General features: G+C 67.4%; 22 protein-coding genes and 1 pseudogene. 20 read left to right on the plus strand and 3 right to left on the minus strand.

The genetic code is table 11. The features are described from left to right. The first annotated feature begins 2 nt into the window (after nucleotides 1–2). The 9 genes from C6A87_RS00525 (at nucleotide 3) to C6A87_RS00565 (ending at nucleotide 8683) form a co-directional block, all read left to right on the plus strand. Nucleotides 3–230, plus strand: coding sequence for a RidA family protein (locus C6A87_RS00525; RefSeq protein ID WP_311115490.1), 228 nt, complete (start codon nucleotides 3–5; stop codon nucleotides 228–230). Further along, nucleotides 227–1096 carry an alpha/beta fold hydrolase gene (locus C6A87_RS00530; RefSeq protein ID WP_311115491.1) on the plus strand — a complete coding sequence of 290 codons (870 nt, stop codon included), beginning with the start codon at nucleotides 227–229 and terminating at the stop codon, nucleotides 1094–1096. Before C6A87_RS00525 ends, C6A87_RS00530 begins: the two co-directional genes overlap by 4 nt. Continuing rightward, on the plus strand, nucleotides 1093–1512 hold the full coding sequence (locus C6A87_RS00535; RefSeq protein ID WP_311115492.1) for a hypothetical protein: 420 nt from the start codon (nucleotides 1093–1095) through the stop codon (nucleotides 1510–1512). Before C6A87_RS00530 ends, C6A87_RS00535 begins: the two co-directional genes overlap by 4 nt. After that, nucleotides 1509–3095: a sugar ABC transporter ATP-binding protein gene (locus tag C6A87_RS00540; protein ID WP_311115493.1), complete on the plus strand. Its 1587-nt coding sequence runs from the start codon at nucleotides 1509–1511 to the stop codon at nucleotides 3093–3095. The genes C6A87_RS00535 and C6A87_RS00540 overlap by 4 nt, the downstream gene beginning before the upstream one ends. Then, nucleotides 3092–4237, plus strand: coding sequence for an ABC transporter permease (locus C6A87_RS00545; RefSeq protein WP_311115494.1), 1146 nt, complete (start codon nucleotides 3092–3094; stop codon nucleotides 4235–4237). The genes C6A87_RS00540 and C6A87_RS00545 overlap by 4 nt, the downstream gene beginning before the upstream one ends. A 43-nt stretch (nucleotides 4238–4280) precedes the next feature. Beyond that, nucleotides 4281–5297, plus strand: a complete 1017-nt coding sequence (locus C6A87_RS00550; protein ID WP_311115495.1) for a sugar ABC transporter substrate-binding protein — start codon at nucleotides 4281–4283, stop codon at nucleotides 5295–5297. A gap of 22 nt (nucleotides 5298–5319) precedes the next feature. Further along, nucleotides 5320–6627 carry an aromatic ring-hydroxylating dioxygenase subunit alpha gene (locus tag C6A87_RS00555; RefSeq protein WP_311115496.1) on the plus strand — a complete coding sequence of 436 codons (1308 nt, stop codon included), beginning with the start codon at nucleotides 5320–5322 and terminating at the stop codon, nucleotides 6625–6627. Beyond that, the gene (locus C6A87_RS00560) at nucleotides 6624–7151 is read left to right on the plus strand and encodes an aromatic-ring-hydroxylating dioxygenase subunit beta (protein WP_311115497.1); all 528 of its coding nucleotides are present in this window, start codon (nucleotides 6624–6626) and stop codon (nucleotides 7149–7151) included. Before C6A87_RS00555 ends, C6A87_RS00560 begins: the two co-directional genes overlap by 4 nt. 299 nt (nucleotides 7152–7450) lie before the next feature. Then, nucleotides 7451–8683 (plus strand): transposase family protein, encoded by a 1233-nt coding sequence (locus C6A87_RS00565; protein WP_311115498.1) that lies wholly within the window; start codon nucleotides 7451–7453, stop codon nucleotides 8681–8683. Nucleotides 8684–8843: 160 nt separating this feature from the next. Here C6A87_RS00565 and C6A87_RS00570 read toward each other — a convergent pair whose 3' ends face one another. Both C6A87_RS00570 and C6A87_RS00575 read right to left on the minus strand, forming a co-directional pair. Continuing rightward, nucleotides 8844–9077: a hypothetical protein gene (locus tag C6A87_RS00570; protein ID WP_311115499.1), complete on the minus strand. Its 234-nt coding sequence runs from the start codon at nucleotides 9075–9077 to the stop codon at nucleotides 8844–8846. Between the two features lie 551 nt (nucleotides 9078–9628). Next, the gene (locus C6A87_RS00575; RefSeq protein ID WP_311115500.1) at nucleotides 9629–9922 is read right to left on the minus strand and encodes a WhiB family transcriptional regulator; all 294 of its coding nucleotides are present in this window, start codon (nucleotides 9920–9922) and stop codon (nucleotides 9629–9631) included. Nucleotides 9923–10234: 312 nt separating this feature from the next. Here C6A87_RS00575 and C6A87_RS00580 point away from each other — a divergent pair, with 312 nt between their 5' ends. Then, nucleotides 10235–10969 (plus strand): helix-turn-helix transcriptional regulator, encoded by a 735-nt coding sequence (locus C6A87_RS00580; RefSeq protein WP_311115501.1) that lies wholly within the window; start codon nucleotides 10235–10237, stop codon nucleotides 10967–10969. On the opposite strand, the gene C6A87_RS00585 is transcribed toward C6A87_RS00580, so the two are convergent. After that, nucleotides 10953–12155, minus strand: coding sequence for an ArsA-related P-loop ATPase (locus tag C6A87_RS00585; protein WP_311118136.1), 1203 nt, complete (start codon nucleotides 12153–12155; stop codon nucleotides 10953–10955). The genes C6A87_RS00580 and C6A87_RS00585 overlap by 17 nt on opposite strands. Nucleotides 12156–12592: 437 nt before the next feature. Between C6A87_RS00585 and C6A87_RS00590 the strand changes: the two genes are divergently transcribed. The 10 genes and pseudogenes from C6A87_RS00590 (at nucleotide 12593) to C6A87_RS00635 (ending at nucleotide 23681) form a co-directional block, all read left to right on the plus strand. Continuing rightward, a complete protein-coding gene (locus C6A87_RS00590) occupies nucleotides 12593–13444 on the plus strand; it encodes an ESX secretion-associated protein EspG (protein WP_311118137.1) in 852 nt (283 codons plus the stop codon). Nucleotides 13445–13459: 15 nt separating this feature from the next. Then, nucleotides 13460–13975, plus strand: a complete 516-nt coding sequence (locus C6A87_RS00595) for a hypothetical protein (RefSeq protein WP_311115502.1) — start codon at nucleotides 13460–13462, stop codon at nucleotides 13973–13975. Further along, nucleotides 13972–15695, plus strand: a pseudogene (eccA, locus tag C6A87_RS00600) (type VII secretion AAA-ATPase EccA). The gene C6A87_RS00595 and the pseudogene eccA overlap by 4 nt, the downstream one beginning before the upstream one ends. Before the next feature lie 3 nt (nucleotides 15696–15698). Further along, a complete protein-coding gene (gene eccB / locus C6A87_RS00605) occupies nucleotides 15699–17171 on the plus strand; it encodes a type VII secretion protein EccB (protein ID WP_311115503.1) in 1473 nt (490 codons plus the stop codon). Further along, entirely contained in the window at nucleotides 17168–19393 is a 2226-nt protein-coding gene (eccCa, locus tag C6A87_RS00610) for a type VII secretion protein EccCa (RefSeq protein WP_311115504.1), read from the plus strand. Before eccB ends, eccCa begins: the two co-directional genes overlap by 4 nt. Further along, nucleotides 19390–21141: a type VII secretion protein EccCb gene (gene eccCb / locus C6A87_RS00615; protein WP_311115505.1), complete on the plus strand. Its 1752-nt coding sequence runs from the start codon at nucleotides 19390–19392 to the stop codon at nucleotides 21139–21141. Before eccCa ends, eccCb begins: the two co-directional genes overlap by 4 nt. A 176-nt stretch (nucleotides 21142–21317) precedes the next feature. Beyond that, on the plus strand, nucleotides 21318–21614 hold the full coding sequence (locus C6A87_RS00620; protein WP_311115506.1) for a PE family protein: 297 nt from the start codon (nucleotides 21318–21320) through the stop codon (nucleotides 21612–21614). A 17-nt stretch (nucleotides 21615–21631) separates the two neighbouring features. Beyond that, nucleotides 21632–22942 carry a PPE family protein gene (locus C6A87_RS00625; protein ID WP_311115507.1) on the plus strand — a complete coding sequence of 437 codons (1311 nt, stop codon included), beginning with the start codon at nucleotides 21632–21634 and terminating at the stop codon, nucleotides 22940–22942. 103 nt (nucleotides 22943–23045) lie between these two features. Further along, nucleotides 23046–23354: a WXG100 family type VII secretion target gene (locus tag C6A87_RS00630; protein ID WP_040541398.1), complete on the plus strand. Its 309-nt coding sequence runs from the start codon at nucleotides 23046–23048 to the stop codon at nucleotides 23352–23354. 30 nt (nucleotides 23355–23384) lie between these two features. Beyond that, entirely contained in the window at nucleotides 23385–23681 is a 297-nt protein-coding gene (locus C6A87_RS00635) for a WXG100 family type VII secretion target (protein WP_311115508.1), read from the plus strand. Nucleotides 23682–23763: the final 82 nt, after the last annotated feature.

Here is a 23763-nt window from a genome sequence, read left to right on the forward strand (position 1 = left end):
ACATGTCGGTCCAGTACATCCCCGGTGCTGACAGTCTGTCCAATTTCGACGACTACTCGCGCGTCTCGGTGGCCGACGGCCTGGTGGCCGTCGCGGGCCAGTCGAGCACTGACGGCACCGATCCCGGCGATCAGGTGCGCGTCGGATGCGCTAACGTCGGAAAGGCGCTGGGCGCAGTAGGACTGGGCTTCGAGTTCGCGGCACTGGCCCAGCCCAAGGCCACTCGATGAGCGCCGCCACGCCTGCCCCGTTGCCATTCAACCACGGGCGCGACCAGGTGATCACCTATCCTTTGACCGCCAAGGGTATCCGGACGCGGGTGGTGGAGTCCGAGGGCGGCGAGACTCCGCTGATCTGCCTCCACGGGGTCGGGTCGCGTGCCGACCGGTTCATCCCGGTCATTCCGGCACTGGTGGCGGCAGGCTTCCACATTTACGCGATCGACTTCCCCGGCCATGGTCTGGCAGACAAGACGGAAAGCCTCGACTACCGGCCGCGCGGGTTCGCAGACTTCGTCGCCGCGGTGCTGGACGAGCTCGGGTTGACCGACGTGGTGATCGCCGGCACCTCGCTGGGTGGGCATGTCTCGGCCCGAATCGCCTGCGACCGGCCCGATTTGGTCAAGGCGGTCGTGCTTATCGGCACCATGGGGATTTCCGAGTTGCCCGAGGAGAACAAGGTGGCACCGGAGAATGTCTCCAACGGCAGCCAGGAAGCCGTGCGCAGCAAGCTCGGGTTCCTGGTCTCCGATCCGCAGATGGTCACCGACGCGTGGGTGCGGGAGGAGTCCATGATCAACTCGTCTGCCGGCGCCGCATTCGCCCTCTCGGCCGCGGCCACCGCACTCAACTCCGAGGCCAACCTCGACCGCCAGGACGCCCGCCTGCGCAGCGAGCGACCCGACCTGCCGGTGCTGATCGTGTGGGGCGCCGAGGACCGGTGGACGCCGTTGCCGATGGGAGAACAGGCCCACGAGTTGCTCCCCGGATCACACTTCGCGGTGATGCCAGGCTGCGGGCACGCGCCGTACTTCGAGGACCCACCGTCGTTCGCCGAAATCGTTTCCGAGTTTGCCATCAAGGAGGGCATCCGTTGACCGATCACTGGCTGCTGTTGGAAAGCGGCGCCGTAGTGGATGGCGACACCACCCTGGAGCCGAATTGCATTGGTTCGGTGCGCAATTCGACGATACCGGGGATTGGCTCGGTCGACCGCTCCGCCGACGTGCCGCGCGGCTCGCGGCTCGCGGTCATCTGTGCGCAGGGCAGGGCGATCATGCCGGAGCTGCAAACCCTGATCGCCGCTGCCAACGTCCTGCCCCACGAGTACGGGTGGGAGTCGCTGTCCTACGAGCGGGCCTTCGAGGGGTTCCCCGTATCCAAAACGCAGCTGAACCGGAGCCGCGATCAGTGCCTCGAGGTCGTCAACGAAGTTCGGAAGTACGAGAAGGTCGGTGCGGCAACCGGACCCGCGGCAGGATGCGTCAATGGTCAAGGGCCGGAGGGAGAATGACGGGGATCGCGACGCCGGTCAACGGGGACGGGGCCAGGCTCCCCGACATCGGGACCACCCCGGGCCGGTTCGGGGTGGCGGGCGCCACCCACGACTACTCCGGTGTGGTGGTGCTGCGCGATGTGGACTTCGACTTGGTCGGTGGCCAGATCCAAGCGCTAATCGGCGAGAACGGCTCCGGCAAGTCGACGTTGATCAAGGTTCTTACAGGTGCGGTCAAGCCGACCCGTGGCACCCTGCGTCTGGACGGCGAACCGGTGACGTGGGCGTCGCCGCAAGCCGCTCAGTCCGCCGGCATCGCCGTGGTGCACCAGAATTACAACCTCTTCCCACACATGTCGGTCGAGCACAACCTGCTGGCCGGCACTCCGCGGCCGCCTCGCAGAGCCAAAGCTGCTGGTGCGGTGGACCATGGGCGATGGCGCACTCGAGTCGAGGAGTTGTTCGAACGACTCGGCGTCCGCGTCGACCCGCGGGCGGTGGTGAGCTCGCTGGGACCCGCCGAGCGCAAGTTCGTCGAGATCGCCCGGGCGATGCTGCGCGAGCCGCGGTTCGTGATCCTCGACGAGCCCACCGCGGCACTGGAACCGTCGGTCGCCGACCAGGTGCTGGAGTTGATGTGCACGCTGCGTGGGCAGGGCCTTGGCCTGGCCTTCGTATCACATCGCCTCGATGAGGTGATCGCCACCGCGGATCAGGTGACGGTGCTGCGCGACGGCCGTAGGGTAGATCAGCGGCTGGCAGCGGATCTGTCGACCACCGACCTGACGACGATGATGATCGGCGAGCGGCCACGGCGTCAGCGGCCCCGACGGTCGACGTCGGCCCAGCCGGAGGTGCTGGTAGGGCTGCGCGACCTGCGTATCGTGGATGGTCGGGCCGGTGTCGACCTTGACGTCCACGAGGGTGAGATCCTGGCCGTCACTGGGCTTTTAGGCTCGGGTGCGGCAACCGTGGTGGCCATGCTGGGCGGCGACGTGCCGCTGAGGGGCACGTGTGAGGTGGCCGGAAAGCACGCCACCATCTGCTCCGTCCGTGACGCCCAGAAATGGGGTATCGGCCTGATCCCCGAGGACCGCAAGGGTCGCGGACTCGTCGTCGAACAGACCTGCGCATTCAACGTATCGTTGGCTTCGTTCGACCGGGTCGGCAGGTCGGCGTGGCTTTCACGGCGGATGCTGCACCGCCGAGCCGAGGACTACCGAACGAGGTTAGGGATCAAGATGGCCGGCCTCGACGTCGCCGCTGCCACCCTGTCCGGCGGTAACCAACAGAAGGTGATGATCGCCAAGCTGTTGGCCTCCGACACCAAGGTCATGGCCATCGAGGAGCCCACCCAGGGCGTCGACATCGGCGGCCGGGCCCAGATCCATGAGCTGCTGCGCGATTTCGTCGCCGAGGGCGGCAAAGCGGTGGTGGTGTACTCCACCGACATCGCGGAGGTTCTCACCCTCGCCGATAGGGTCGCCGTTTTCCGCCACGGAGCCCTTGCCCACGTACTACCCGCCAACGACCTCGACGAACCCACTCTGGCCGCGCTCGTCGTCGGGGATCCCCAGCCGGCCCAAGGAGCCCGCCCATGACTACATCCACCGCCGGCACCGAGCGCAAGGGGCCACCGGATGTGCGACCGACACGAGTGATCGGCGAGCTCTTCGACAAGGCGTTCGTCCCCGCCGTACTCGTCCTGCTGGTGCTGTATCTCGGGTTCACCAACGACGCCTTTCTGTCGCGGATGAACGTCACCAACATCCTCACGCAGGCTTCGATCCTTGCGATCGTGGCCTTTGGTGCGACGTTCGTGATCATGGCGGGACAACTGGATCTGTCGACCGGTGCTGCCTCGGCTCTGATCAGCGTGCTGGGCGCGACGGTCATGGTGAGCACCGGATCTGCGGCGGTGGGAATCGCCGTATGTCTGCTGCTGGGTCTGGTGTTCGGCCTCGTCAACGGTGCGGTGGTGACGTTCCTGGAAGTGCCGTCGTTCATCGCCACGCTCGGCACGATGATCATCAGTTCGGCGATCGCGCTGGCGCTGACCAACGGTGGCGTGGTCACCGGTCTGCCCGAGGGATTCCGCTCGCTGTCCACCCTGCGGGTGGCCGGGCTGCCCGTGCTGGTGTGGATCACCGCGGCGGTGTTCTTCGTGCTGTGGTGGCTGCAGCGGCAGACGGTGTTCGGCTACCAGGTACTGGCCGTCGGCGGTAACCGCGAAGCCGCTCGCCTGTCGGGCATCTCGATTCCCCGCGTCACCATGCTGGTGTTCCTGATCTCCGGGCTCACCGCCGCGCTGGCCGGTATGGCACTGCTGATTCGCGTCCAGTCCGGCCAGCCCAACGCCAACGCCACGTTGGCGCTGGAAGCCATCGCGGCGGTCGTCGTCGGTGGGACCAGTCTCACCGGCGGGCGCGGCTCGATCGTGCGCACCCTGTGGGGTGTGCTGCTCATCGCGGTGTTGCGTAACGGCCTCGACATCAGCGGTATCAGCGAGGACTTCAAGAACATCGTCATCGGTGCGGTGCTCATACTGGCTGCCTCCGCGGATTTCCTGCGCAGGCGGCTCGTGCGCTCGCGACGTGAGGGCTCTGCCGTCGAACCCGGCGGCGTGGGCACCATCTCGCTGGCCACCGATGCCGAGAAGACCGACAGCGGCGCCTCAGCACCCGAAACCACCGATCCCAAGCCGTCCCAAGGGCCGGCACGCAACTCCGTTCCACACCCCTAGCGCACCCGCACCACCTCACCCATCCGAGAAGCGAGGATTCCTCATGTCCATGTCATCCCTGTCGAAGGCGGCAACCCTCGTCGCCACCGGCGCCTTGTTCGTCAGCCTGACCGCCTGCTCGCAGGACACCGGTGCCCAGGGCGGCGCCACCGAGACCGTTGCCGCCGACCAGCCGTTGCGGCTGGCGATGAACGTCTACTCGCGCACCCTGCCCTACTTCCAGGACATGATCCGCGGAGTCCAGGACCAGGCCGAGGAGGACGGCCACACGACCGTCGACGTCACCTACGGCGAGACCAACCCTCAGCAGCAGTACGACCAACTCGAGAACGCCCTGAGCACCTCACCGAACGGCATGCTCATCGTGCCCGTCGATCCGGGGGCTTTGCTGCCCGTCATTCAGCAGGCATCGACCAGCGGGGTACCGGTGGTCACCCTCGCCAACGACATCGACGCGGCCGGCCACCAGTCCCAACTGGCCCACGCCGGCCAGGAATACGTGGAGATCGGCCGCCGCAAGGCGCAGTACATCGTCGACGCGCTGGGCGGCCAAGGCACAGTTGGCTATGTCCACGGCATCCGCGGTCTGACGTTCAGCGAACTGCAGTCCAAGGGAGCGATGGAGGTGTTCGAAGCGAACCCTGGCATCACTGTCGTCGACGGACCCTATGCCGGCGAGTTCAGTTCGGACGCCGGCCTGACCGCCACCGAGAACGTCCTGACCGCCAATCCGAATCTCGACGCGCTGTACTACGACAACGACGACATCGCGCTGGGCGGGATCATGGCGGTCCAGCAGCGTGGCCGGGCGATGGACGACATCGTGATCATCGGGACCGACGGCGGCGAGCCGGCACTGCAGGCCGTCGAGTCCGGGACACTGGACATGACGATCAGCCTTTGCGGCTACGCGACCGGGCGCGCCGGCGCGTCGGCGCTGATCGCCAATCTGCGTGACGGGTCGAAGCCCGAGAACAGGTTCATCGAGGTCGCGGGTCTCGAGATCACGCGCGACAACCTCACCGACGCACGCGCCAAGATGGCCAGCGGCGACTGCTGACCGGCAGCGCCGACGACCCGCCATGACCTCACACTCGTCCGCCACCGGGAGTTTCACCCGGCTCGAGCGCTCGTCCGTCTTCTCCGAGCGCGTCTTCGCCGACGAGATGGCGCACGTGTTCGCGAGCTCGTGGCTGTTCGTCGGCCACGAGAGCGAGATTTCAGCCCCCGGCGACTATGTGACCCGGCGCATGGGTGACGACGAAGTCATCCTGTGCCGGGGCACCACCGGCGTGGTGAACGTACTCCTCAACGCCTGCGCCCACCGCGGAACCCAGCTCTGCCGCAGCGACAGCGGCAACGCCCCGCGGTTCACCTGCATGTACCACGGCTGGGTGTACGACATCGACGGAAAGCTCAGGGGCCTGCGCAACCGGCGGTTGTACCCGGCCGACGTCGACCGGGCGCAGCACGGGCTGAGCAGGGCGCGGGTGGCCACCTATCGTGGACTGGTGTTCGCCACCTGGGCTGCCGAGGCTGCGGAGTTCACCGACTGGCTCGGCGACATGTCCTTCTATCTCGACGCGCTGCTGGGCAAGGCGGTCAACGGCTGGGAGGTGATGGGCGCGCCCCTGCGGTGGCGGACCCGTTGCAACTGGAAGCTGTCGGTGGAGAACTTCGCCATGGACAGCCTGCATTTGGACACGTTGCACGCCAACCCGATCAAACTCGGTGTCTTCGGCGCCGGCGAACTCAAACCGACGTCCTACACCGTGGTCGCCGACGGGGGACACGGCCTGGCGGCGACCAAACTACCGATCGCAGAAACGCAGCACTATCCGGGCTATCCCGACGAACTCCTGGCCCAGTTCCACGCGCACGGGACCCAGGCGCAGCGGTGGTTCGTCAGCAACAATGTTGTGTGCAAGGGCAATCTGTTCCCCAACTTCAGCTTCATCGAACTCGTGCACGACACCACCGGCGACCCGGATGCGCCGCCCACCTCGGGATTCATGTTGCGCCAGGCGCACCCGCTGGGGCCCACCAGCTCCGAGATCTGGATGTGGATCCTGGTGCCGCGGGACGCCTCCGAGCAGTGGAAACGGTGGTCGCAGGAGTCGTTGGTGCGTACGCTCGGAGTGAGTGGCACTTTTGAACCCGACGATCTGGCCAACGGAGCGTCGGTGACGTCGGTCAACACCGGAACGCGCGCCGGTGCCAATGATTTCCTGTTCCTCGGCGGTGCGCACCTCGAATCCAGCGCGACCGTCGAAGGGCACCGCCTCCCGGGCCGGGTCTACGTGGCGCCGCTGAACACCGAGGTGCTCCAACGCGCGTTTCTCGCCGAGTGGGCCGCCCGGCTGGCTGACCACAAGGAGCAGGTCCAATGAGTCCGACGGTGCCCGAAGTCGACACGGCGAACCAACTCGCCCGCATCGAGGCCGCCTATACCCGCGAAGCCGCCCAGCTCGACGCCCACGACATCGCCGGCTGGGCGCGGTGGCTGCATCCAGATTTCCGCTACGAAGTGCCGATCCCGGTAACCCGGGACGGGGCCCGCGACCGCGACTACACTGATCGCGGCCTGTTCGCCGTGGAGACCAGGCACACCATCGACCTCTGGGTCAAGCGGGTCTCCGAGGACTTCATCGCCACCGCCTACGCCGAGAACCTCCCAACGCGCACAAGGCATTTCGTGACCAACACCCGCATTCTCCGCAGCGCCGACACCGACCTGCTGGTGTCGGCCAACGTCCTGCTGAGCTGGAACCACCGAGGCGACCCCCCTACCTTCGCCACTGCCGAGCGGGTAGATACCCTCGTCGACGACGGTGTGGGCCTGATGCTGCGCAGTCGCCGGGTACTGCTCGACTGCGACGTAGTGCATTTGCACCACCTGCGCGTCATTTTCTAGAGCAGCTTCCAGACCAAGGGCATGGTCGACCCGGCACCTTCGTCGTCAGGTGGGGCCGCCGCGTACAGCCGGGGTTGCTCGAACGGGCGGACTGGCCACCCCGGGCCGGTTCTCCGCACAGACGGTGTTGCTCTCCATCGCTTGTGGACGCCGGATTTGCACGCGCGTCCTCATCGGACGGCGAACGCCCGAAGATATGTGCGGCCCGCACACCAAGAGCCCACCGCGTTGACTCATCAAAAATGCGCGCGAAAGGGTGATTCGTTGCCTCGCTGAAAATGCGCGCGTAGGCCAAGTGGATGGGGTTGACATTGGCTCAGCGCAGAGCAATCACCGAGACCACCGCGACTCGCTACCAGGGGGCGAGTAAGCGCGATAAGGGTCTGATCCTCGATGAGTTGTGTGCCAACACCGGCTGGCATCGCAGCCATGCCCGTAAGGCCCTCAAAGCCGCACTGGCGCCCACCGTCATTACCCTGCGCGGTCCTCGACCGGTGCACTACGGAACCGAGGTCATCGCTGCGCTGACGGTCTGCTGGACGGTGTTGGGCATGCCCGCCGGCAAACGGCTGGCACCGATGCTCGCCGAGTTGGTGGCCGTCCTGCGTCACTTCCGGGAGCTGGTCATCAGCGACGAGACCGCGGCACTGCTGGTGTCGATGTCGGCAGCCACCATCGATCGCCGCCTGGCCGATGAGCGGGCCAGATGCAAGATCAGGGGGCGCGTGGGCACCAAGCCGGGGTCACTGCTCAAAAGCCAGATCGCCGTGCGTACCTGGGCCCAATGGGATGACGTGGTGCCCGGCTTCGTCGAGATCGATACGGTATTCCACGACGGCGGCCTCCGCGGTGGGGGTCATGCCTTCACGCTGACGGTCACCGACATCGCCACCGGCTGGACCGAGAGCCGTTCAATGCCCGACAGGATGGCCAAACACATACTGGCTGCACTCAATCACGTCGCCGCGGCGATGCCGTTCCCCATTCTCGGCGTGGACTCCGACAACGGATCAGAGTTCATCAACGACGACCTGCTGGCATGGTGCCAAGACCGCCGCATCACGTTCACCCGGTCACGGCCGGGCAACAAGAACGACGGCTGTCACGTCGAGCAGAAGAACTGGGCGGTGGTCCGCACGGTGGTGGGCTACTACCGCTATGACACCGCGTCAGAGCTGTTGCTACTCAACGAGATCTGGCAGCTGCAGTCGAAGCTAACCAACTACTTCCACCCCCAACAAAAATTGATCTCCAAAGTCCGCACAGGCGCCAAAGTGTCCAGGAAACACGACAAGGCCACCACCCCGTTTCACCGTGCGATCAACCACCCGAGCATGACCGTGGACCGCATCGTGGCACTCAAACGGACCTACTCGCTAATCAATCCGGCCGCTACCCGACGCCAGATCCAGGCGTTGACCACCCAGCTCTTTACTCTGGCCACCAGCAAAGCCCCAGGCAACGCACCCGCTCCAGTCACCAAGCGCGCACGCTCACGTGAGGCAACGAAGCACCCTTCGCGCGCATCTTGACATGAGGCAACTGGCCACATGATGTCCGCTTGGCCTAACTGGACGACCTCGCCAACCGCCAACCGCCAACCGCCGAACGGTCGATGCCGTGCTGCACTGCGCAGGATCTTCGGAATCCCTTGGGCTGGCCGCGTCGACCCTCGCGATCGAGGGCGCCCTCTCACAGGTGGGCCTCATGAGAACGACAGTGGAACTCCCACTGTTTCCCTTCGTCCGTGTCGAGCGGTCCTAGTTCGGGTCGTTGTGGGGAAACCGTGCCGATCTGCAGGAGACGCTCACTCGCACCGGCGAAGGGAAGACCAAACGCAATTTGGCGACAACGAAGTTCGACGACGTAAACGACACTCTCGAAGCGCTGGTCCGCGGCGATATCGGCGGGGCGCGCGGTCGTCATGTTCGTTGATCCTGTTGTGCGGCGGGCTGAGTGATCGCAATTCTCACCGGCGATCGCCGGCAAAGCCGCGAAGCGCTGCTCCAAGCCGTGGCTAGTGGCGTAGCACCAGCCGTGGACGATCAGCCTTTCGGCAGCGCACTATCGGACAGTCGCGGGCTGCCCGGCGAGACTCGCCTTCGTCTCCACCCCGACCGGCTCCAGGACCGGATCGGCTCCCGTCGTGCTTGACCTGGCTCTCCTCATGCCGTTTCGTGCGTGAAAAGAGAGGACGACAGCTATTCCGGACAAGACCTCCTGCGTCCTGCGCCGAGGCAGAGCGCGACCCGGGGCCACGTTCGCCGCGGCGGACACGGGCACGAAAAAACCGGCTCCCAGCGGGAGCCGGTTCATCGATACCTGGTGAAGAGAAACCAGGTAGGAGGGACGGTGCCGCCTGCGCCTCTCGGCGAGTGGTCGCTCGAAGCGACTTTCTTGTTTGGGGCCCGGGGCATGCCCGGCACCGTCGAATCATGTAACGGGCACCGGTGCCGGAGTATTCCGGGGCCGAGTACTCACGCACTCTCGGCGTAATACACCCGGCGCTCGCCGACGCTGTAGCCGTTCTGCTCGGCCAGGGACTTGAGCTGGCGCAGTGCGAAGGTGCGGCCGCGCCCACCCTCGGGGACGTAGATCCCGGCCCACAGCCCCTCCGCCCGGGGCGACTCGCACGCCTCGCGCGCGCACAGCCACCGCCGGGGGCAGGACCGGCAGATCGCCTTGGCCTCGTCGTCGGCGGTGGTGGTCCACCGCTCGGGGTCCCGCGTGCACTCGCCGACCGGGGTGTCGTCCCAGGACTTTGCATTCATCGTCGTACTCCTCTGCGCCTGGCGGCGGTCTCGCCGCGATGGAGCACAACGTAACCGACGAACCGTAGCAGTGCAACGGTTAGCGCATCGGTTCCGCGTGCGGAGCATCCGCCAGTGGCTGGATAAGCGCGGTTAACCTGGAATTTTGGCGCATTCTGCCGCCGTGACAGCTGTATGACATTCCGTTGCATTGATGCGGTATAGACCGTCGATCTGGGGTAGTTTGGACGGTGCCCGGCGCAGGCCGGGACAGTTGCTACATTGCTCGGTACGAATGCGCGCCGTGACCAGACAGCTGAGGAACCCCGGTTGATGACGAACGCCGAGTCGGTCGACGAGTCGGCCTGCGCGCCGGATCCCGGCATGGTCCGGGCGGGCGCCGCGGCGGCCGCCCGTCGGCGTGAACTCAACATCAGCCAGCGCAGCCTCGCCGCCGACGGGATCATCAACGCGGGCGCCCTGATCGCGTTCGAGAAGGGCCGGAGCTGGCCACGGGAGCGGACCAGGGCGCGGCTGGAAGAGATTCTGCAGTGGCCTCCCGGCACCATCGCCCGGATACGCAACGGGGATTCGGTCCGGCCGGACCCGTCGTCTGAGCCTCCCGCCGCCGGCAGTGACGAGGTGTCGCTGATCGCGCAGGCGGTGATCACCGCGGTGCATGCGTTCAGCGCCACGGTGGCCGCGCTCCCGCCGGTCGACGACAGCACCTTCGTCCCCCGGGTCAGCGCGATCCTGACGGACCTGCGCCAACTCGACGCCGTGGCCTCCCGCGCGGCACGCATCGGCCGGGTGACCCCGGCACTGATCAAGGCGCTCAGCACCGTGCGCGGCCTCTACGACGACCTCATGCTGCGGGCGGCCCGGGCGCCCCAGGCCACGATGGGGCAGCGACTCTACGCCGCGCGGCGCGCCGCCAACCTCACCATCGCCGAAATCGCCCAGGCCGCCGGCGTTTCCGAACGCAGCATCGAGCAGGCCGAGGCCGACGAGCCGCTGCCGGCCACCGAGCTCAGCGCGATAGAGCAGCTGGTCAGCCAGATCGCGTGACACCGGCGGGGAAGAAACCCGCCAGCGCGGCGACCAGTTCGACGAACTTGCGCCGCGTCGCCGCCGACATCTCGGCGGTCCCGTCGATGACCCCGCCCGGTCGCAGCTCACGGTCGAACGGCACCTCGATGACATTCTGACCGTGCGCCGAGAACTCCTGCGCCAGAATCCTTCTGGTGCGTTTGTCGGCATGCCCGTCGGAGTCGTTGAGGATGACCAGCGTGCGCTGGAGCAGGTTCGCCATGCCGCGCGCGGCGAGCCAGTCGAGAGTCTGACCGGCGGCCGCGGCGCCGTCGACCCAGGGTGAGGACACCACCACCAGCGCGTCCAGATCGCGCAGCACCTCCTGGGTCACCGGCGAGTCCATCGTGGAACTGCAGTCGATCACCGAGATCGTGAAATGCCGGTCCAGCCTCGAGACGGCCTCGCGGTAGATCGTCGGGTCCAGGACCCGGCGGCGGGCCGGAGTGGGTTCACCGGCAAGCACGAAGAGCCCGGCGGCGTTGCAGCCCAGGCGGTTACGGACGTCGGCGAATGTGTCCAGGTGCTGATCGGCGGCCAGTTCCCAGAACGATCCCTGTGCCTTCGGGTCGACCCGGCTGCCGAGCTTGCCGAACGCGGTGTCCGCGTCGATGGCGACCACCCGGACGTCCTGACGCAGTTCGGCCAGCACGGATCCCACGGCCGCCGAAACGGTGGTCTTGCCGGCGCCACCCTTGCCCATCACGCCGATCTTGAAATTGCCGCGCAGCGGACTGCGGATGACGGCTTCCAGGGCCGCCATCCGTTTGTCCTCCGGCGACGGGCCGAGGTTGATCAGCCCGAAGCTGGCTTTGTAGAGCGCCCTGCGCCAGCCGCTCCCCGGCAGGGTCTTGCGGGCCGGAACCAGCTCGTCCGGACGGATGCGCTCGGCGAACGTCGCGGGCTGAGGCGCGGTCCACGGTGCGTCGGGGTCCGGTTGGGGCGCGAACGACAGCGCGGGCGGCGAGGGATGGGGGACCCGGCCCTGCGGGCGCTGTGGCGGCCGGCCGTCGGGCCGCCAGGGCGGCGCCGGTTGGGGGGGTGTGGGCTGGTGGAACAGCTCGCCGGGCCGCGCCGGGGGCGGCACGATCACGCTGGTCTGCTCGGTGACAGGGTCGGAATCGGTCGGGTCTTCCCGCAGTCCGTCGTCGCGGTCGGTCACCACACGTCTCCTCATCGTTGTCTACAGCTTCGTGGTCTACGACGCTGCCGCACCAGACTAGCCGTGGCTCCTATCCAGCAAACTAATCCTCATGGTGGGGCCTGGGGCACCGACCAGCCCGTCAGCACGGGTGGCAGGGCTGCCGTGATCCGGAGGCCCGGTCGCCCCTGCGTCCTGCATCCCAACGCAATTGAATTAGCCAGACGGCTAAATGAGCTAATCAGACGCACGTCCCAAATTGCTGCGGACGCTACATGGGCTGACCTCAGACTCGGCGGGTGCGGGCAAAAAAGTGTCCTAGGGGAGTAGTTATCGCTGGTACGCTGCCGATGGGAAGGGGGCCAGACCATGGCTAAGTTCGACGGCCACCGGGGGGATGGCAAATACGGTGCGGCGACGATCGGGCGCGCGTGGACTCGTCGGCCCGGTCAGTGTCGGTGATGGCGCGCCCGTTCATCGGGGACCGCGAACCCACCCACTTCGACGACGTGGTGGGTGTCGACGTGACGATCGACGGCATGCTGGTCATCGCCGACCTGCTGCACCTTGTCGACTTCCCGCTGTCGCTGGGGATCCGCCCCAACATCCCGTACGAGGATCAGCGCACGATCGTGTGGGATCAGGTGACCCGCGATCTGACCGCCCAGGGCATCCTGACGGCCTACGGCGATCCACATCCCGAGGTGGCGGCGATGGTCGACGCGCTCAGCCGCCCCGACCGCACCCTCGACTGCCGCTGGTGGCGACGCGACCTCGGCGGCAAGATGATCCGTTTTGTGGTGTGCCGCAAGGGGGAACGTCACGTCGTCGCGGCGCGCGACGAGGACATGCTGGTGCTGCAGCGGGTGGCCCCGCAGATCGGCCTCGCCGCGATGGTGACCGTGGTGCTCGGCGATGCCGAGCCGGCCGACGTCCAGCCGTTGACCGGTATCGCGGCCACGCTGGCGCAGGCGCGCACCGCCGATCAGATCGCCGGCTACGGCCAGCCGCCGCTGTCGGCCAAGATCTACGCCGACGCTACGGCGAACCCGGACAGCTGGGTGGAGATCACCGCCAACGAGCGGCACCCCGGCGGGACCTGCTCGCACGCGGGTGCGGGCGCGGGCGTGCTCGATTCGCCGCACGGCCGGATCGTGTCCATTCCGAGGCGGGTCGGCAACGAGCTGTACGGGAGCTTCCTGCCGGGTACCGCGGAGAACTTGCAGCGCGCGCTCGACGGCCTGATCGAGTTCCTGCCGTCGAAGACGTGGTTCGACCACCGAGACGCCCTCGACAACACGAACGCGGACTGAAAGGCGAAAGACACGGTGGCCAACCCTCCGCCCGGGACCCCGGACGCGTCTGCGTCCGGCGCCGACGGATTTCCCGACGGCGGGGACCACGATGACCTGGCGGCGCTGGACCTCAGCGGGGCGCGCGAGGAGGACGACAGCGACCTGGAAGCGGTTCTCGGTCGGCGCCGATCAGCGCCCCCGCCCGCCGACACCGATCCGATGCCGACCTTCACCGTGACCAACCCGCCCGGAACCGTGGCCGTGACGGCGTATCTGGACGGACGCGTCCAGCAGGTCGACCTGTCGCCGAAGGCGGCGGAGCTTCCCGAGGCGGTACTCGCCGACGAGATCGTCGTGATCGCCGGTTTGGCCACCCAGGACGCCAGATCGGCGCAGTACACCTCGATGCTGGACGGGATGCGGCAGCAGGGCCACGACCATGCGGCCACGCGCGACTTCCTGACCCGGGACCTGGACCTGCCCACCCCGGAACAGGCTCGGGCCGCCCGCGCCGAACTGTTCACGACCCGCTACGTAGGTGACGAGTGACTGAACAATTGGCCGGCATCTTCGGCACCGCGGTAGGCCTGCTGCCTACCTCGCAGGCACGGTCGCTGGAACTGTTCACCGAGATCACCACCGCCGACGAGACCGCATGCGACGCCTGGGTGGGGCGGATCAGATGCGGTGACACCGACCGGGTGACGATGTTCCGGGCCTGGTACTCGCGCAACAACTTCGGCAAGCTGGCCGGACCGCGGAGCTCTCGATGAACAGTGTGGGTGCGCGCGTGCCGATCGGCGGCATGTACGGCGACATCACCTATCCGGTGAACTCGCCACTGGCGATCACGTTGGGTTTCGCGGTGAGCGAGGCAGCGGTCGGCAACTATGCCGACGCGATGGAAGCACTCGACGACGCGCCTGCCGCGGGCGGCGAACATCTGGTGTCCTGGGTCAAAGCGGTCGTCTACGGCGCCGCCGGACGCTGGACCGACGTGATCGACGAGGTGCGCAACGCGGGCTCCGCCTGGCCCGACAGGTTCCTGGCCGGCGCCGCACTGGTGGCCCACGGTGTGGCCGCCGCCAACCTGGGTTTGTCCACCGAAGCCGAACGCCGCCTGGTAGAAGCCAATTCGGCACCGGCAGGGCAGGCGTGCAACCGCACCATCGCGTGGTACTCGGCGATGGCATACCGTGCGCTGGGCAACGAGGAGGCCGCCGTCCGGCTGCTGGAGTGGCTGCAGGCCACCCACCCGTCGCCTGAAGTCGCTGCGGCGCTGAAGGACCCGGCATACCGTTTGCAGACCACCACCGCCGAGCAGATCGCGTCCCGCCGGGACCCGTGGGATCCCGCCAGCGTGGAGGCCGACAACTCCGGCCGGGACAAGCTGCTGGCCGACGCGCAGGCCGAACTCGACCGCCAGATCGGGCTCACCAGCGTCAAGCAGCAGATCGAGCGTTACCGTGCGGCCACCCAGATGGCGAAAGTCCGTGCCGCCCGCGGGATGAAAGTCGCCCAGGCGTCCAAGCACATGATCTTCACCGGCCCGCCCGGGACCGGCAAGACGACGATCGCACGGGTGGTCGCCAACATCCTGGCCGGACTGGGGGTGATCGCCGAGCCCAAGCTCGTCGAGACCTCGCGCAAGGATTTCGTCGCGGAGTACGAGGGGCAGTCCGCGGTGAAGACGGCCCGCACCATCGACCGGGCGATGGGCGGGGTGCTGTTCATCGACGAGGCCTACACCCTGGTGCAGGAGCGCGACGGCCGCGCCGACCCGTTCGGCACGGAGGCGCTGGACACGCTGCTGGCCCGCATGGAGAACGACCGTGACCGCCTGGTCGTGATCATCGCCGGGTACAGCAACGACATCGACCGTCTGCTGGAGGTCAACGACGGGCTGCGGTCCCGGTTCTCCACCCGCATCGAGTTCGACTCCTACTCCCCGGAGGAGATCGTCGAGATCGCCAGAGTGATTGCCGCCGCCAATGATTCGAGCCTCACCGACGAGGCCGCCAAACACGTGCTGGAGGCCGCGACGTTGTTGAGCCGCAGCACGTCGAACGGCAAGCCCGCGCTCGACGTGGCCGGAAACGGCCGCTACGCCCGCCAACTGGTGGAGGCCGGGGAACAGACCCGGGACATGCGGCTGGCCCGGTCGCTGGACTTCGACGCCCTCGATGTCGAGCAGCTCAGCGAGATCGACGGTACCGACATGGCCGCGGCGATCGCCTCGGTGCACGCACGCATGAGCATCAGCGAGTAGGCGATGGCGGGATTCCGGCTCACCACCAAGGTGCAGGTCAGCGGCTGGCGCTTCCTGCTGCGCCGGCTCGAGCACGCGATCGTGCGGCGCGACACGCGGATGTTCGACGACCCGCTGCAGTTCTACAGCCGGGCGGTGTCGGCGGGAATCATCATCGCCATCCTGATCTGCCTCGGCGCGGTCCTGCTCGCGTACTTCAAACCCCTCGGAAAGCGTGGCGGGGACACCCTTCTGGTGGATCGCACCACCAACCAGCTCTACCTCATGCTGCCCGACGGTAACCAGCTCCGGCCCGCCTACAACCTGACCTCGGCGCGGTTGATCCTCGGTGACGGGAAGACGCCGGTGGCGGTCAAGTCGGAGGAACTGGACAAGATGCCGAAGGGGCCGCCGGTCGGCATCCCCGGCGCGCCCTACGCCACCCCGGTCAGCGCGTCCGCGGATTCGCAGTGGTCGGTGTGTGACACCGTCATCAAGCCCGACAGCGTGGCCCCGGCCGTGAAGTCCTCGGTGCTGATCACCCCGCTGGCACTCGATGCCTCCGTCGCCGCGATGACTTCCGGGCAGGGCATGCTGGTCTCGTTCAAGAACCAGGACTGGCTGGTCACCGAGACCGGGCGCCACCTCGTCGACATGGCCGACCGGGCGGTGACGTCCGCGGTGGGCATCCCGGTGACCGCGCGATCAACGCCGATCTCGGAAGGCCTGTTCAACGCGCTGCCCGACGCGGGCCCCTGGCGGCTGCCCGCCATCCCGGCCGGCGGCACCCCGAACTCGGTGGGCCTGCCCCCGGAGCTGGTGGTCGGTTCGGTGTTCGTGACCGTCACCGACTCCGACGAGCAGCATCACGTGGTGTTGCCCAACGGGGTGGCGAAGGTCAACAACACGACCGCCGCCGCGCTGCGTGCCACCAACTCGTACGGACTGATCGAGCCGCCGTCGATGGAAGCCAGCGCGGTGGCCCGAATCCCGGAGCAGGTGTATGACTCGCCGCTGCCTGACACTGCGATGGAAATGCTGGTGCGCCAGGAGGTTCCGACGCTGTGCTGGACGTGGCAGCGGGTCGCGGGCGACCAGTCGCCGACGATGACGGTGATCGCCGGCCGCCGGCTGCCTCTGCCCGCGACGGCCCTGTCCACCGGCATCGACCAGATCACCGGTGACGCGACCGTGTACATCTCCGGGGGTCAGTACATCCGGCTGCAGTCGCCGGATCCGCGGTACGGCGAAAACCTGTACTACATCGACCCGCAGGGAGTGCGGTACGGACTGCCGGACGAGGAGACCGCGGCCAAACTCGGGCTGTCGGCGCCGCGCACCGCGCCGTGGCAGGTGGTCGGCCTGCTCGTCGACGGCCCGGTGCTCTCCCAGCAGGCGGCGCTCGTCGAACACGACACGCTGCCGGCGAACCCGAATCCGCGTCGGGCCGGGGGCGGTCCCGCCGTCGTGGGAGCAGGCAACGGAGGCGGAGGATGACCACACGCAAGTTCACCCCGATCATCAAACGGGGTCCGCGTCTGACCCCGGGTGAGATCAACGTGACCCCACCTGAGGATCTCGGCGTCGACATCCCGCCTTCGGGCATGCAGAAGGCGCTGCCCTGGGTGATGGGCGGGTGCATGCTCGGCATGATCGCGATCCTGATCTTCGGTGGGCTGCGGAACTTCTCGCCGTACATGCTGATGATGCCGATGATGGTGGTGATGGGCGCGGTCGGCATGATGGCCGGCGGCGGTAGCGGCGGCAAGAAGGTGCCCGAGATCAACGCCGACCGCAAGGAGTACCTGCGTTACCTGGCGGGTCTGCGCAACAGGGTCACGTCGTCGGCGTCCGCGCAGGTGACGTTCTTCAACTACCACGCGCCCCATCCCGACGATCTGTTGTCGATCGTCGGGACCCACCGGCAGTGGTCACGCCCGTCCAACCACGACTTCTACGCCGCGACGCGCGTGGGGCTCGGCTCCGAACCCGCTGTGGACCGGTTGCTCAAACCGGCCGTCGGGGCCGAATTGGCCGGACCGGCCGGCGCGCCGCAGCCGCACCTGGAACCCGTCAGCCACATGTGGGTCACCAAGTTTCTGCGCACCCACGGACTGATCCACGACTGCCCGAAGTTGGTGCAGCTGAAGACCTTCCCGACGATCGCCGTCGGTGGAGACCTGGAGGGATCGTCGGCGCTCCTCCGGGCGATGATCTGTCACCTGGCGGTGTTCCATCCGCCGGACATGCTGCAGATGCGGGTGCTGACCGACAATCCCGAAGATCCGGGGTGGGCGTGGTTGAAGTGGCTGCCGCACCTGCAGCACCAGTCCGACACCGACGCCGCGGGCACCACCCGGATGGTGTTCACGCGGCCCGACGCGCTGAGCGACCTCGCCGCCCGCGGTCCGCACACCGCGGATGCCGCGCCGAGCGGGCCGTACGTCGTCGTAGTCGACTTGACTGGGGGCAGAGCCGGATTCCCGATGGACGGACGCTCCGGTGTCACCGTCCTCACCCTTGGCAACCACCGCTCGGCCTACCGGATCCGGGTCAACGAGGACGGCACCGCCGACGACAAGCTGCCCGGCGCATCGTTTCGCCAGGTGGCCGGCCAGGTGGACGGGATGACGCCGCGACAGGCCGAGCGGGTGGCCCGCAAGCTCGCCGGGTGGTCGATCACCGGCACCATCATCGACAAGGGCACCCGGGTCCAGAAGAAGGTCGCCACCGAATGGCACGAGATCGTCGGCGCACAGTCGGTGGAGGAGGTCACTCCCGCACGCTGGCGGATGTTCACCGACACCGACCGGGACCGGCTGCGGATCCCGTTCGGCCACGAACTCAAGACCGGCGACGTCATGTACCTGGACATCAAGGAGGGCGCCGAGTTCGGCGCAGGCCCGCACGGAATGCTCATCGGCACCACAGGTTCGGGTAAGTCGGAGTTCCTCCGCACGCTGATCCTGTCGCTGGCCGCCACCCACCACCCCGACCAGATCAACCTGCTGCTGACAGATTTCAAGGGCGGGTCGACGTTCCTCGGCATGGAGAAGCTGCCGCACACCGCCGCGGTGGTCACCAACATGGAGGAAGAGGCCGAACTGGTCAGCCGCATGGGTGAGGTACTCACCGGCGAGCTCGACCGCAGGCAGTCCATCCTGCGGCAGGCCGGCATGCAGGTCGGTGCGGCGGGTGCGCTGTCCGGCGTCGCCGAGTACGAGAAGCACCGCGAGCGCGGCGCCGATCTACCGCCGCTGCCCACCCTTTTCGTGGTGGTCGACGAGTTCGCGGAATTGCTGCAGAACCACCCCGACTTCATCCAGCTGTTCGACCGGATCTGTCGCGTGGGTCGCTCGCTGCGCGTGCACCTGCTGCTGGCGACGCAGTCCCTGAACACCGGCGGCACCCGCATCGACAAGCTGGAACCCAACCTGACCTACCGGATCGCGCTGCGCACCACCAGTTCTGCCGAGTCCAAGGCGGTCATCGGCACCCCGGAGGCGCAGTACATCACCAACAAGGAGAGCGGTGTCGGCTTCCTCCGGATCGGCATGGAGGACCCGGTGAAGTTCCAGAGCGTCTACACCGGCAATCCCTACGTCCCCGCCGTCGTCGACGCGGGGGCCGACGAGGCGCCGAAGAACCACGCAGACCGGAACATCCGCATCCACCGCTTCACCACGGCGCCGATCCTGGATGCGAGCGTGGGCCGATGACCGTCGACTCAGGACAGAAGGTCCTGCGAGAGGTCGTCCTCGAGCAGCTGACCACCGGGGACAACCACGCCTACCGGATGTGGTTGCCTCCGTTGGCCGACCCCACCCCGGTCAACGAGCTCATCGCCCGCGACTACGAACGCCGCCCACTGCGCATCGGACTGGGCATCATGGATGAGCCGCGAAGGCACCGGCAGGAAGTGTGGGGGATCGACATCACCACGGCCGCGGGCAACATCGCGGTTGGCGGCGCACCGCAGACCGGCAAGTCGACGCTGCTGCAGACCTTCATCCTGTCGGCCGCGGCGTCGCACACCCCGCGTCAGATCCAGTTCTACTGCGTCGACATGGGCGGCGGCGGTCTCATGTACATCGAGGATCTGCCGCACGTCGGCGGGGTGGCCACCCGCGCCGAGCCGGACCGCGTCAACCGGGTGGTCGCCGAGGTCAAAGCGGTGCTGCGGCAACGTGAGCAGACGTTCAAGCAGTACCGGGTCGGATCGATGGCCGACTACCGGCAGATGCGCGAGGATCCCGAGCACCCCGTGTCCGCGGATGCGTTCGGTGACGTGTTCCTGGTCATCGACGGGTGGCCCGCGTTCGCCGCCGAGTTCCCCGACCTCGAGGCCACTGTCCAGGACATCGCCGGGCAGGGACTGGCCTACGGCGTGCACACCATGATCTCCACGCCGCGGTGGACCGAGCTGCGCGCCCGGGTGCGCGACTACCTGGGCACCAAAATCGAGTTCCGGTTGGGCGATGTCAACGAGACCCAGATCGACCGGATCACCCGCGAGATCCCGATCAACCGTCCCGGTCGGGCGGTGTCGACCGAGAAGCACCACCTGATGATCGGGGTGCCCCGCCTCGACGGGATGCACAGTGCCGAAGCGCTGGTTCCGGCGATGTCGGCCGCCGTCAAGGAGATCTCCGCGCGGCACACCGAGGAAGCGCCCCGGGTGCGGGTGCTGCCCAGCCGGATACATCTGCGGGAACTGGATCCGAATCCGCCGGGGCCGGAGGCGGATTACCGCACCCGCTGGACCATTCCGGTCGGGGTGCGCGAATCCGACCTGACGGTGGCGCACAACCCGATGCACACCACGCCCCACCACCTCATCTTCGGTGCGGCCAAATCCGGCAAGACGACCATCGCGCACGCGATCGCTCGGGCGATCTGTGCCCGGAACAGCCCGCAGCAGGTGCGGTTCATGGTCGCCGACTACCGGTCCGGTCTGCTGGAGGCGGTGCCCGAGACGCATCTGCTGCCAGCGGGCGGGATCAACCGCAACCACAGCGTGCTGGAGGAGTCGATCAAGGCGTTGGTCACGAACCTGGTGAAGCGACTGCCGCCGACAGACCTCACCCCGTCGCAGCTGCGGCAGCGATCGTGGTGGTCCGGACCGGACGTCGTGCTCCTGGTCGACGACTGGCACATGATCACCGCCGCCGGCGGGATGCTGTCGCCGATGGCCCCGCTGGCACCGTTGCTGCCTGCGGCCGCCGACATCGGGCTGCATCTGGTGGTGACCTGCCAGATGAGCCAGGCCAGCCGGGCGACGATGGACAAGTTCGTCGGGACCGCCTACGGCGCGGGCAGCCCCACGATGTTCCTGTCCGGGGAGAAGCAGGATTTTCCGTCACGCGAGATCGTGGTCAAGAAAAGACCCCCTGGCCAGGCGTTCTACGTGACGCCGGATGTGAAGGAAGTGATCCAGGCGGCGTATGTGGATCCCCCGGAGGAATAAGTGCGTCGAGCACCCTCTGACGGCGGTTAATATTGGGAAGTACTTTTCCAGCAAACGGAGAAGCGGCCGAATGGCCATTTTTATCGGGGGGGTCAAAAAGCATCCCTGCTGGGTATCACTGTCGATACCCGTGAACTAAATACATCCATGTGTTTAGACCAGCGAGGTAACAGCAAATGCAGCCATTAAGTCATAATCCCGCCGCTATCGGCGTCGGGGGTCAGGTGACCGCCAACGGGGCCCGCGGTCTGGCGACAGGCACCGGTGCGACGGCCCAGGTCAGTGCGCTGGCTCCGGCAGGTGCCGACGAGGTGTCAGCCGCGGCAGCGGTCACCTTCGCTGCCGAAGGTGTGCAGACCCTCGGTATCAACGCGCTGGCACAGGAGGAGATCGCGCGCGCCGGCGCGGCGGTGATCGAGATCGGCGGGGTCTATCAGGCCGTCGACGCCGCGAACGGCGCGACGCTGATCTGAGTCGAGTTCCCTGAGTCATGGCTGCCATCGGCATTCCCATCCCACCGATCTGGGGAGCGTTCCCGCCCGAGATCAACACGTCGCGCCTGCAGGCAGGCGCCGGCGCGGTGCCGATGCTGCAGGCGGCGGCGGGCTGGGAGGCGTTTGCGATCTCGCTGGAGACGCAGGCCGACGAGCTGTCCTCCAGCCTGGCCTCACTGGCGCAGATGTGGCAGGGCATGGGCAGCGAACGGGCCGTCACCGCGACGATGCCGATGGTGATGTGGCTGCGCATGCTGTCGCTGCAGGCGCACAAGCGTGCCGTCCAGGCGTCGGCCCAGGCCACGGCATGGACCACCGCGGCGACCGGCACCCCGCAGTTGCCCGAGATCGAGGTCAACCACGTCACCAACGCGGTCCTGAATGCGACGAACTTCCTTGGGGTGAACACCGTTCCGATCGCGGTCAACGAGGCCGACTACGTCCGGATGTGGAACCAGGCCGCCGCGGTGATGACCGCCTACGAGACCGAGACCATGCTCAACTCGACCTTCGAACCGGTGGCGCCGCCGAAACCCATCGTGCTTCCGGGCGGTGCGCAGGCCGCGATGGCGACCGGACTTTCCGGGGCGGCGGCCCCCGGGGTGGCGGGTGCTGTCGTCCGCAACGCGACGTTCACGAAGGTGAGCAGCGTGGGCAAGCTGGACGAGTTCAACCAGAAGGCGGGCAAGATCGAGGGGACGCTGCATCAGGCCGCCAATCAGGGCCGCTCCCAGGCAGAGCAGGGCCGGGTTCTCCAACAGGCCCCGCAGCAGGGCATGCAGATGGTGTCCCAGCTCGGCTCCACCCTGGGGCAGCTGCCCCAGCAGATGATGCAGGGCGTCACCCAGCCCTTCCAGCAGCTCACGCAGCCGCTGCAGCAGATGTCGTCGCTGTTCGGCCAGATGGGAGGACTGGGCGGCGACAAGGGCGGACAGATCGGCATGGTCGGCGCGACACCGTTTTCCAATCACCCGGCCATCGGAGGGAACGGCGCGGCGACCGGAGCCGGACTGGTACGGGCGGCGTCGCTGCCCGGAGCGGGTGGCACGGCGGCGCGCACCCCGCTGATGTCGAACCTCGTCGGTTCGGGGCTGCAGCCGACGCTGAGCCCGGTGGCGGTCGGCGCGGGCGCCGGAACGGGCGCCGCGGGCGGGCTGGCGCCGATGGCCGCGGGCGGCGGGATGGGCGGCGGCGGACCGATGGGAATGCTCGGCCAGCGCGGCAAGAGCGGCGGCAACAAGCCGGGATTGAACGCGCCCGCTCCGCTGGAGCACGACCTCGGCGAAGACGAAGACGACGACTGGTAGTCGTCCACCACAGACTTACCGGCCACCTGGGTCGGGAGGGCTCGCCCGACGGGCGAGAGCACAGGGGAAACCGAAAAGCCGGTAACAGAGGGAAGGTCAGCACATGGCACTTGAGGCAGATGTTGCGTCGTTAGCCACAGAGGCGGGGACATTCGACAGGATCGCGGGCGAGCTCACCGCCGTTCGCGGGCAGGTCGAGTCGACTGCTGCAGCTCTCGCAGTCAACATGGACACCCCGGATGCGGGCAGGGCGGCGCAGGCCGCGTTGCTGCGCTACCAGGAGGCCTCCGATCAGCAGATCCGTCTGCTCACGGACATCTCGCAGAACATCCAGATCAGCGGCACCAAGTACGAAGCCACCGACGCCGACAACTCCTCGCGCGTTGCGGCCTCGATGAGCAACGTCCTGTAGACCACACCCACAAACTCAAGGAGAACCATTGTGACTAGCGGAGGCTCGATCAACTACAACTTCGCCGGCATCGAAGCCGATTCCGGTGAGATCAGCGCGGCCGTGGGCAAGGTCAACGGCCTGCTCGCCGAGGGGCAGGGCGCGTTGAACCGGCTGCAAGGCACCTGGCGTGGCGACGGCGCGATGTCCTACGAGGCCGTGCAGCAGCGCTGGAACCAGAACTCCGAAGAACTGAACCTGGCCCTGCAGAGCCTGGCGCACGCAGTGCGCGACTCCGGTGTCGACATGGGCGGCACCGAGCAGACCGTGACGGGAATGTTCACTTAATCGCTGCGCAACGCCGGTGGGCGACCGGCCCCCGGGCCGTGATCGCCCACCGCGTGCACGGCCCGCCTCATCCCAGAACCCT

Origin of the sequence: Mycobacterium sp. ITM-2016-00317, from assembly GCF_002968295.1 — a bacterium.
Classification (GTDB): domain Bacteria; phylum Actinomycetota; class Actinomycetes; order Mycobacteriales; family Mycobacteriaceae; genus Mycobacterium.

What these genes read in the sequence shown, in the direction of transcription:
- C6A87_RS00525 (WP_311115490.1), top strand. Translation starts at nt 3, where the DNA reads ATGTCGGTCCAGTACATCCCCGGTGCTGACAGTCTGTCCAATTTCGAC.
- C6A87_RS00545 (WP_311115494.1), top strand. Translation starts at nt 3,092, where the DNA reads ATGACTACATCCACCGCCGGCACCGAGCGCAAGGGGCCACCGGATGTG.
- C6A87_RS00575 (WP_311115500.1), bottom strand. Translation starts at nt 9,922, where the DNA reads ATGAATGCAAAGTCCTGGGACGACACCCCGGTCGGCGAGTGCACGCGG.
- C6A87_RS00570 (WP_311115499.1), bottom strand. Translation starts at nt 9,077, where the DNA reads ATGACGACCGCGCGCCCCGCCGATATCGCCGCGGACCAGCGCTTCGAG.
- C6A87_RS00550 (WP_311115495.1), top strand. Translation starts at nt 4,281, where the DNA reads ATGTCCATGTCATCCCTGTCGAAGGCGGCAACCCTCGTCGCCACCGGC.
- eccCa (WP_311115504.1), top strand. Translation starts at nt 17,168, where the DNA reads ATGACCACACGCAAGTTCACCCCGATCATCAAACGGGGTCCGCGTCTG.
- C6A87_RS00555 (WP_311115496.1), top strand. Translation starts at nt 5,320, where the DNA reads ATGACCTCACACTCGTCCGCCACCGGGAGTTTCACCCGGCTCGAGCGC.
- C6A87_RS00625 (WP_311115507.1), top strand. Translation starts at nt 21,632, where the DNA reads ATGGCTGCCATCGGCATTCCCATCCCACCGATCTGGGGAGCGTTCCCG.
- eccCb (WP_311115505.1), top strand. Translation starts at nt 19,390, where the DNA reads ATGACCGTCGACTCAGGACAGAAGGTCCTGCGAGAGGTCGTCCTCGAG.
- C6A87_RS00560 (WP_311115497.1), top strand. Translation starts at nt 6,624, where the DNA reads ATGAGTCCGACGGTGCCCGAAGTCGACACGGCGAACCAACTCGCCCGC.
- C6A87_RS00630 (WP_040541398.1), top strand. Translation starts at nt 23,046, where the DNA reads ATGGCACTTGAGGCAGATGTTGCGTCGTTAGCCACAGAGGCGGGGACA.
- C6A87_RS00565 (WP_311115498.1), top strand. Translation starts at nt 7,451, where the DNA reads ATGGGGTTGACATTGGCTCAGCGCAGAGCAATCACCGAGACCACCGCG.
- C6A87_RS00620 (WP_311115506.1), top strand. Translation starts at nt 21,318, where the DNA reads ATGCAGCCATTAAGTCATAATCCCGCCGCTATCGGCGTCGGGGGTCAG.
- eccB (WP_311115503.1), top strand. Translation starts at nt 15,699, where the DNA reads ATGGCGGGATTCCGGCTCACCACCAAGGTGCAGGTCAGCGGCTGGCGC.
- C6A87_RS00590 (WP_311118137.1), top strand. Translation starts at nt 12,593, where the DNA reads ATGGCGCGCCCGTTCATCGGGGACCGCGAACCCACCCACTTCGACGAC.
- C6A87_RS00580 (WP_311115501.1), top strand. Translation starts at nt 10,235, where the DNA reads ATGACGAACGCCGAGTCGGTCGACGAGTCGGCCTGCGCGCCGGATCCC.
- C6A87_RS00540 (WP_311115493.1), top strand. Translation starts at nt 1,509, where the DNA reads ATGACGGGGATCGCGACGCCGGTCAACGGGGACGGGGCCAGGCTCCCC.
- C6A87_RS00530 (WP_311115491.1), top strand. Translation starts at nt 227, where the DNA reads ATGAGCGCCGCCACGCCTGCCCCGTTGCCATTCAACCACGGGCGCGAC.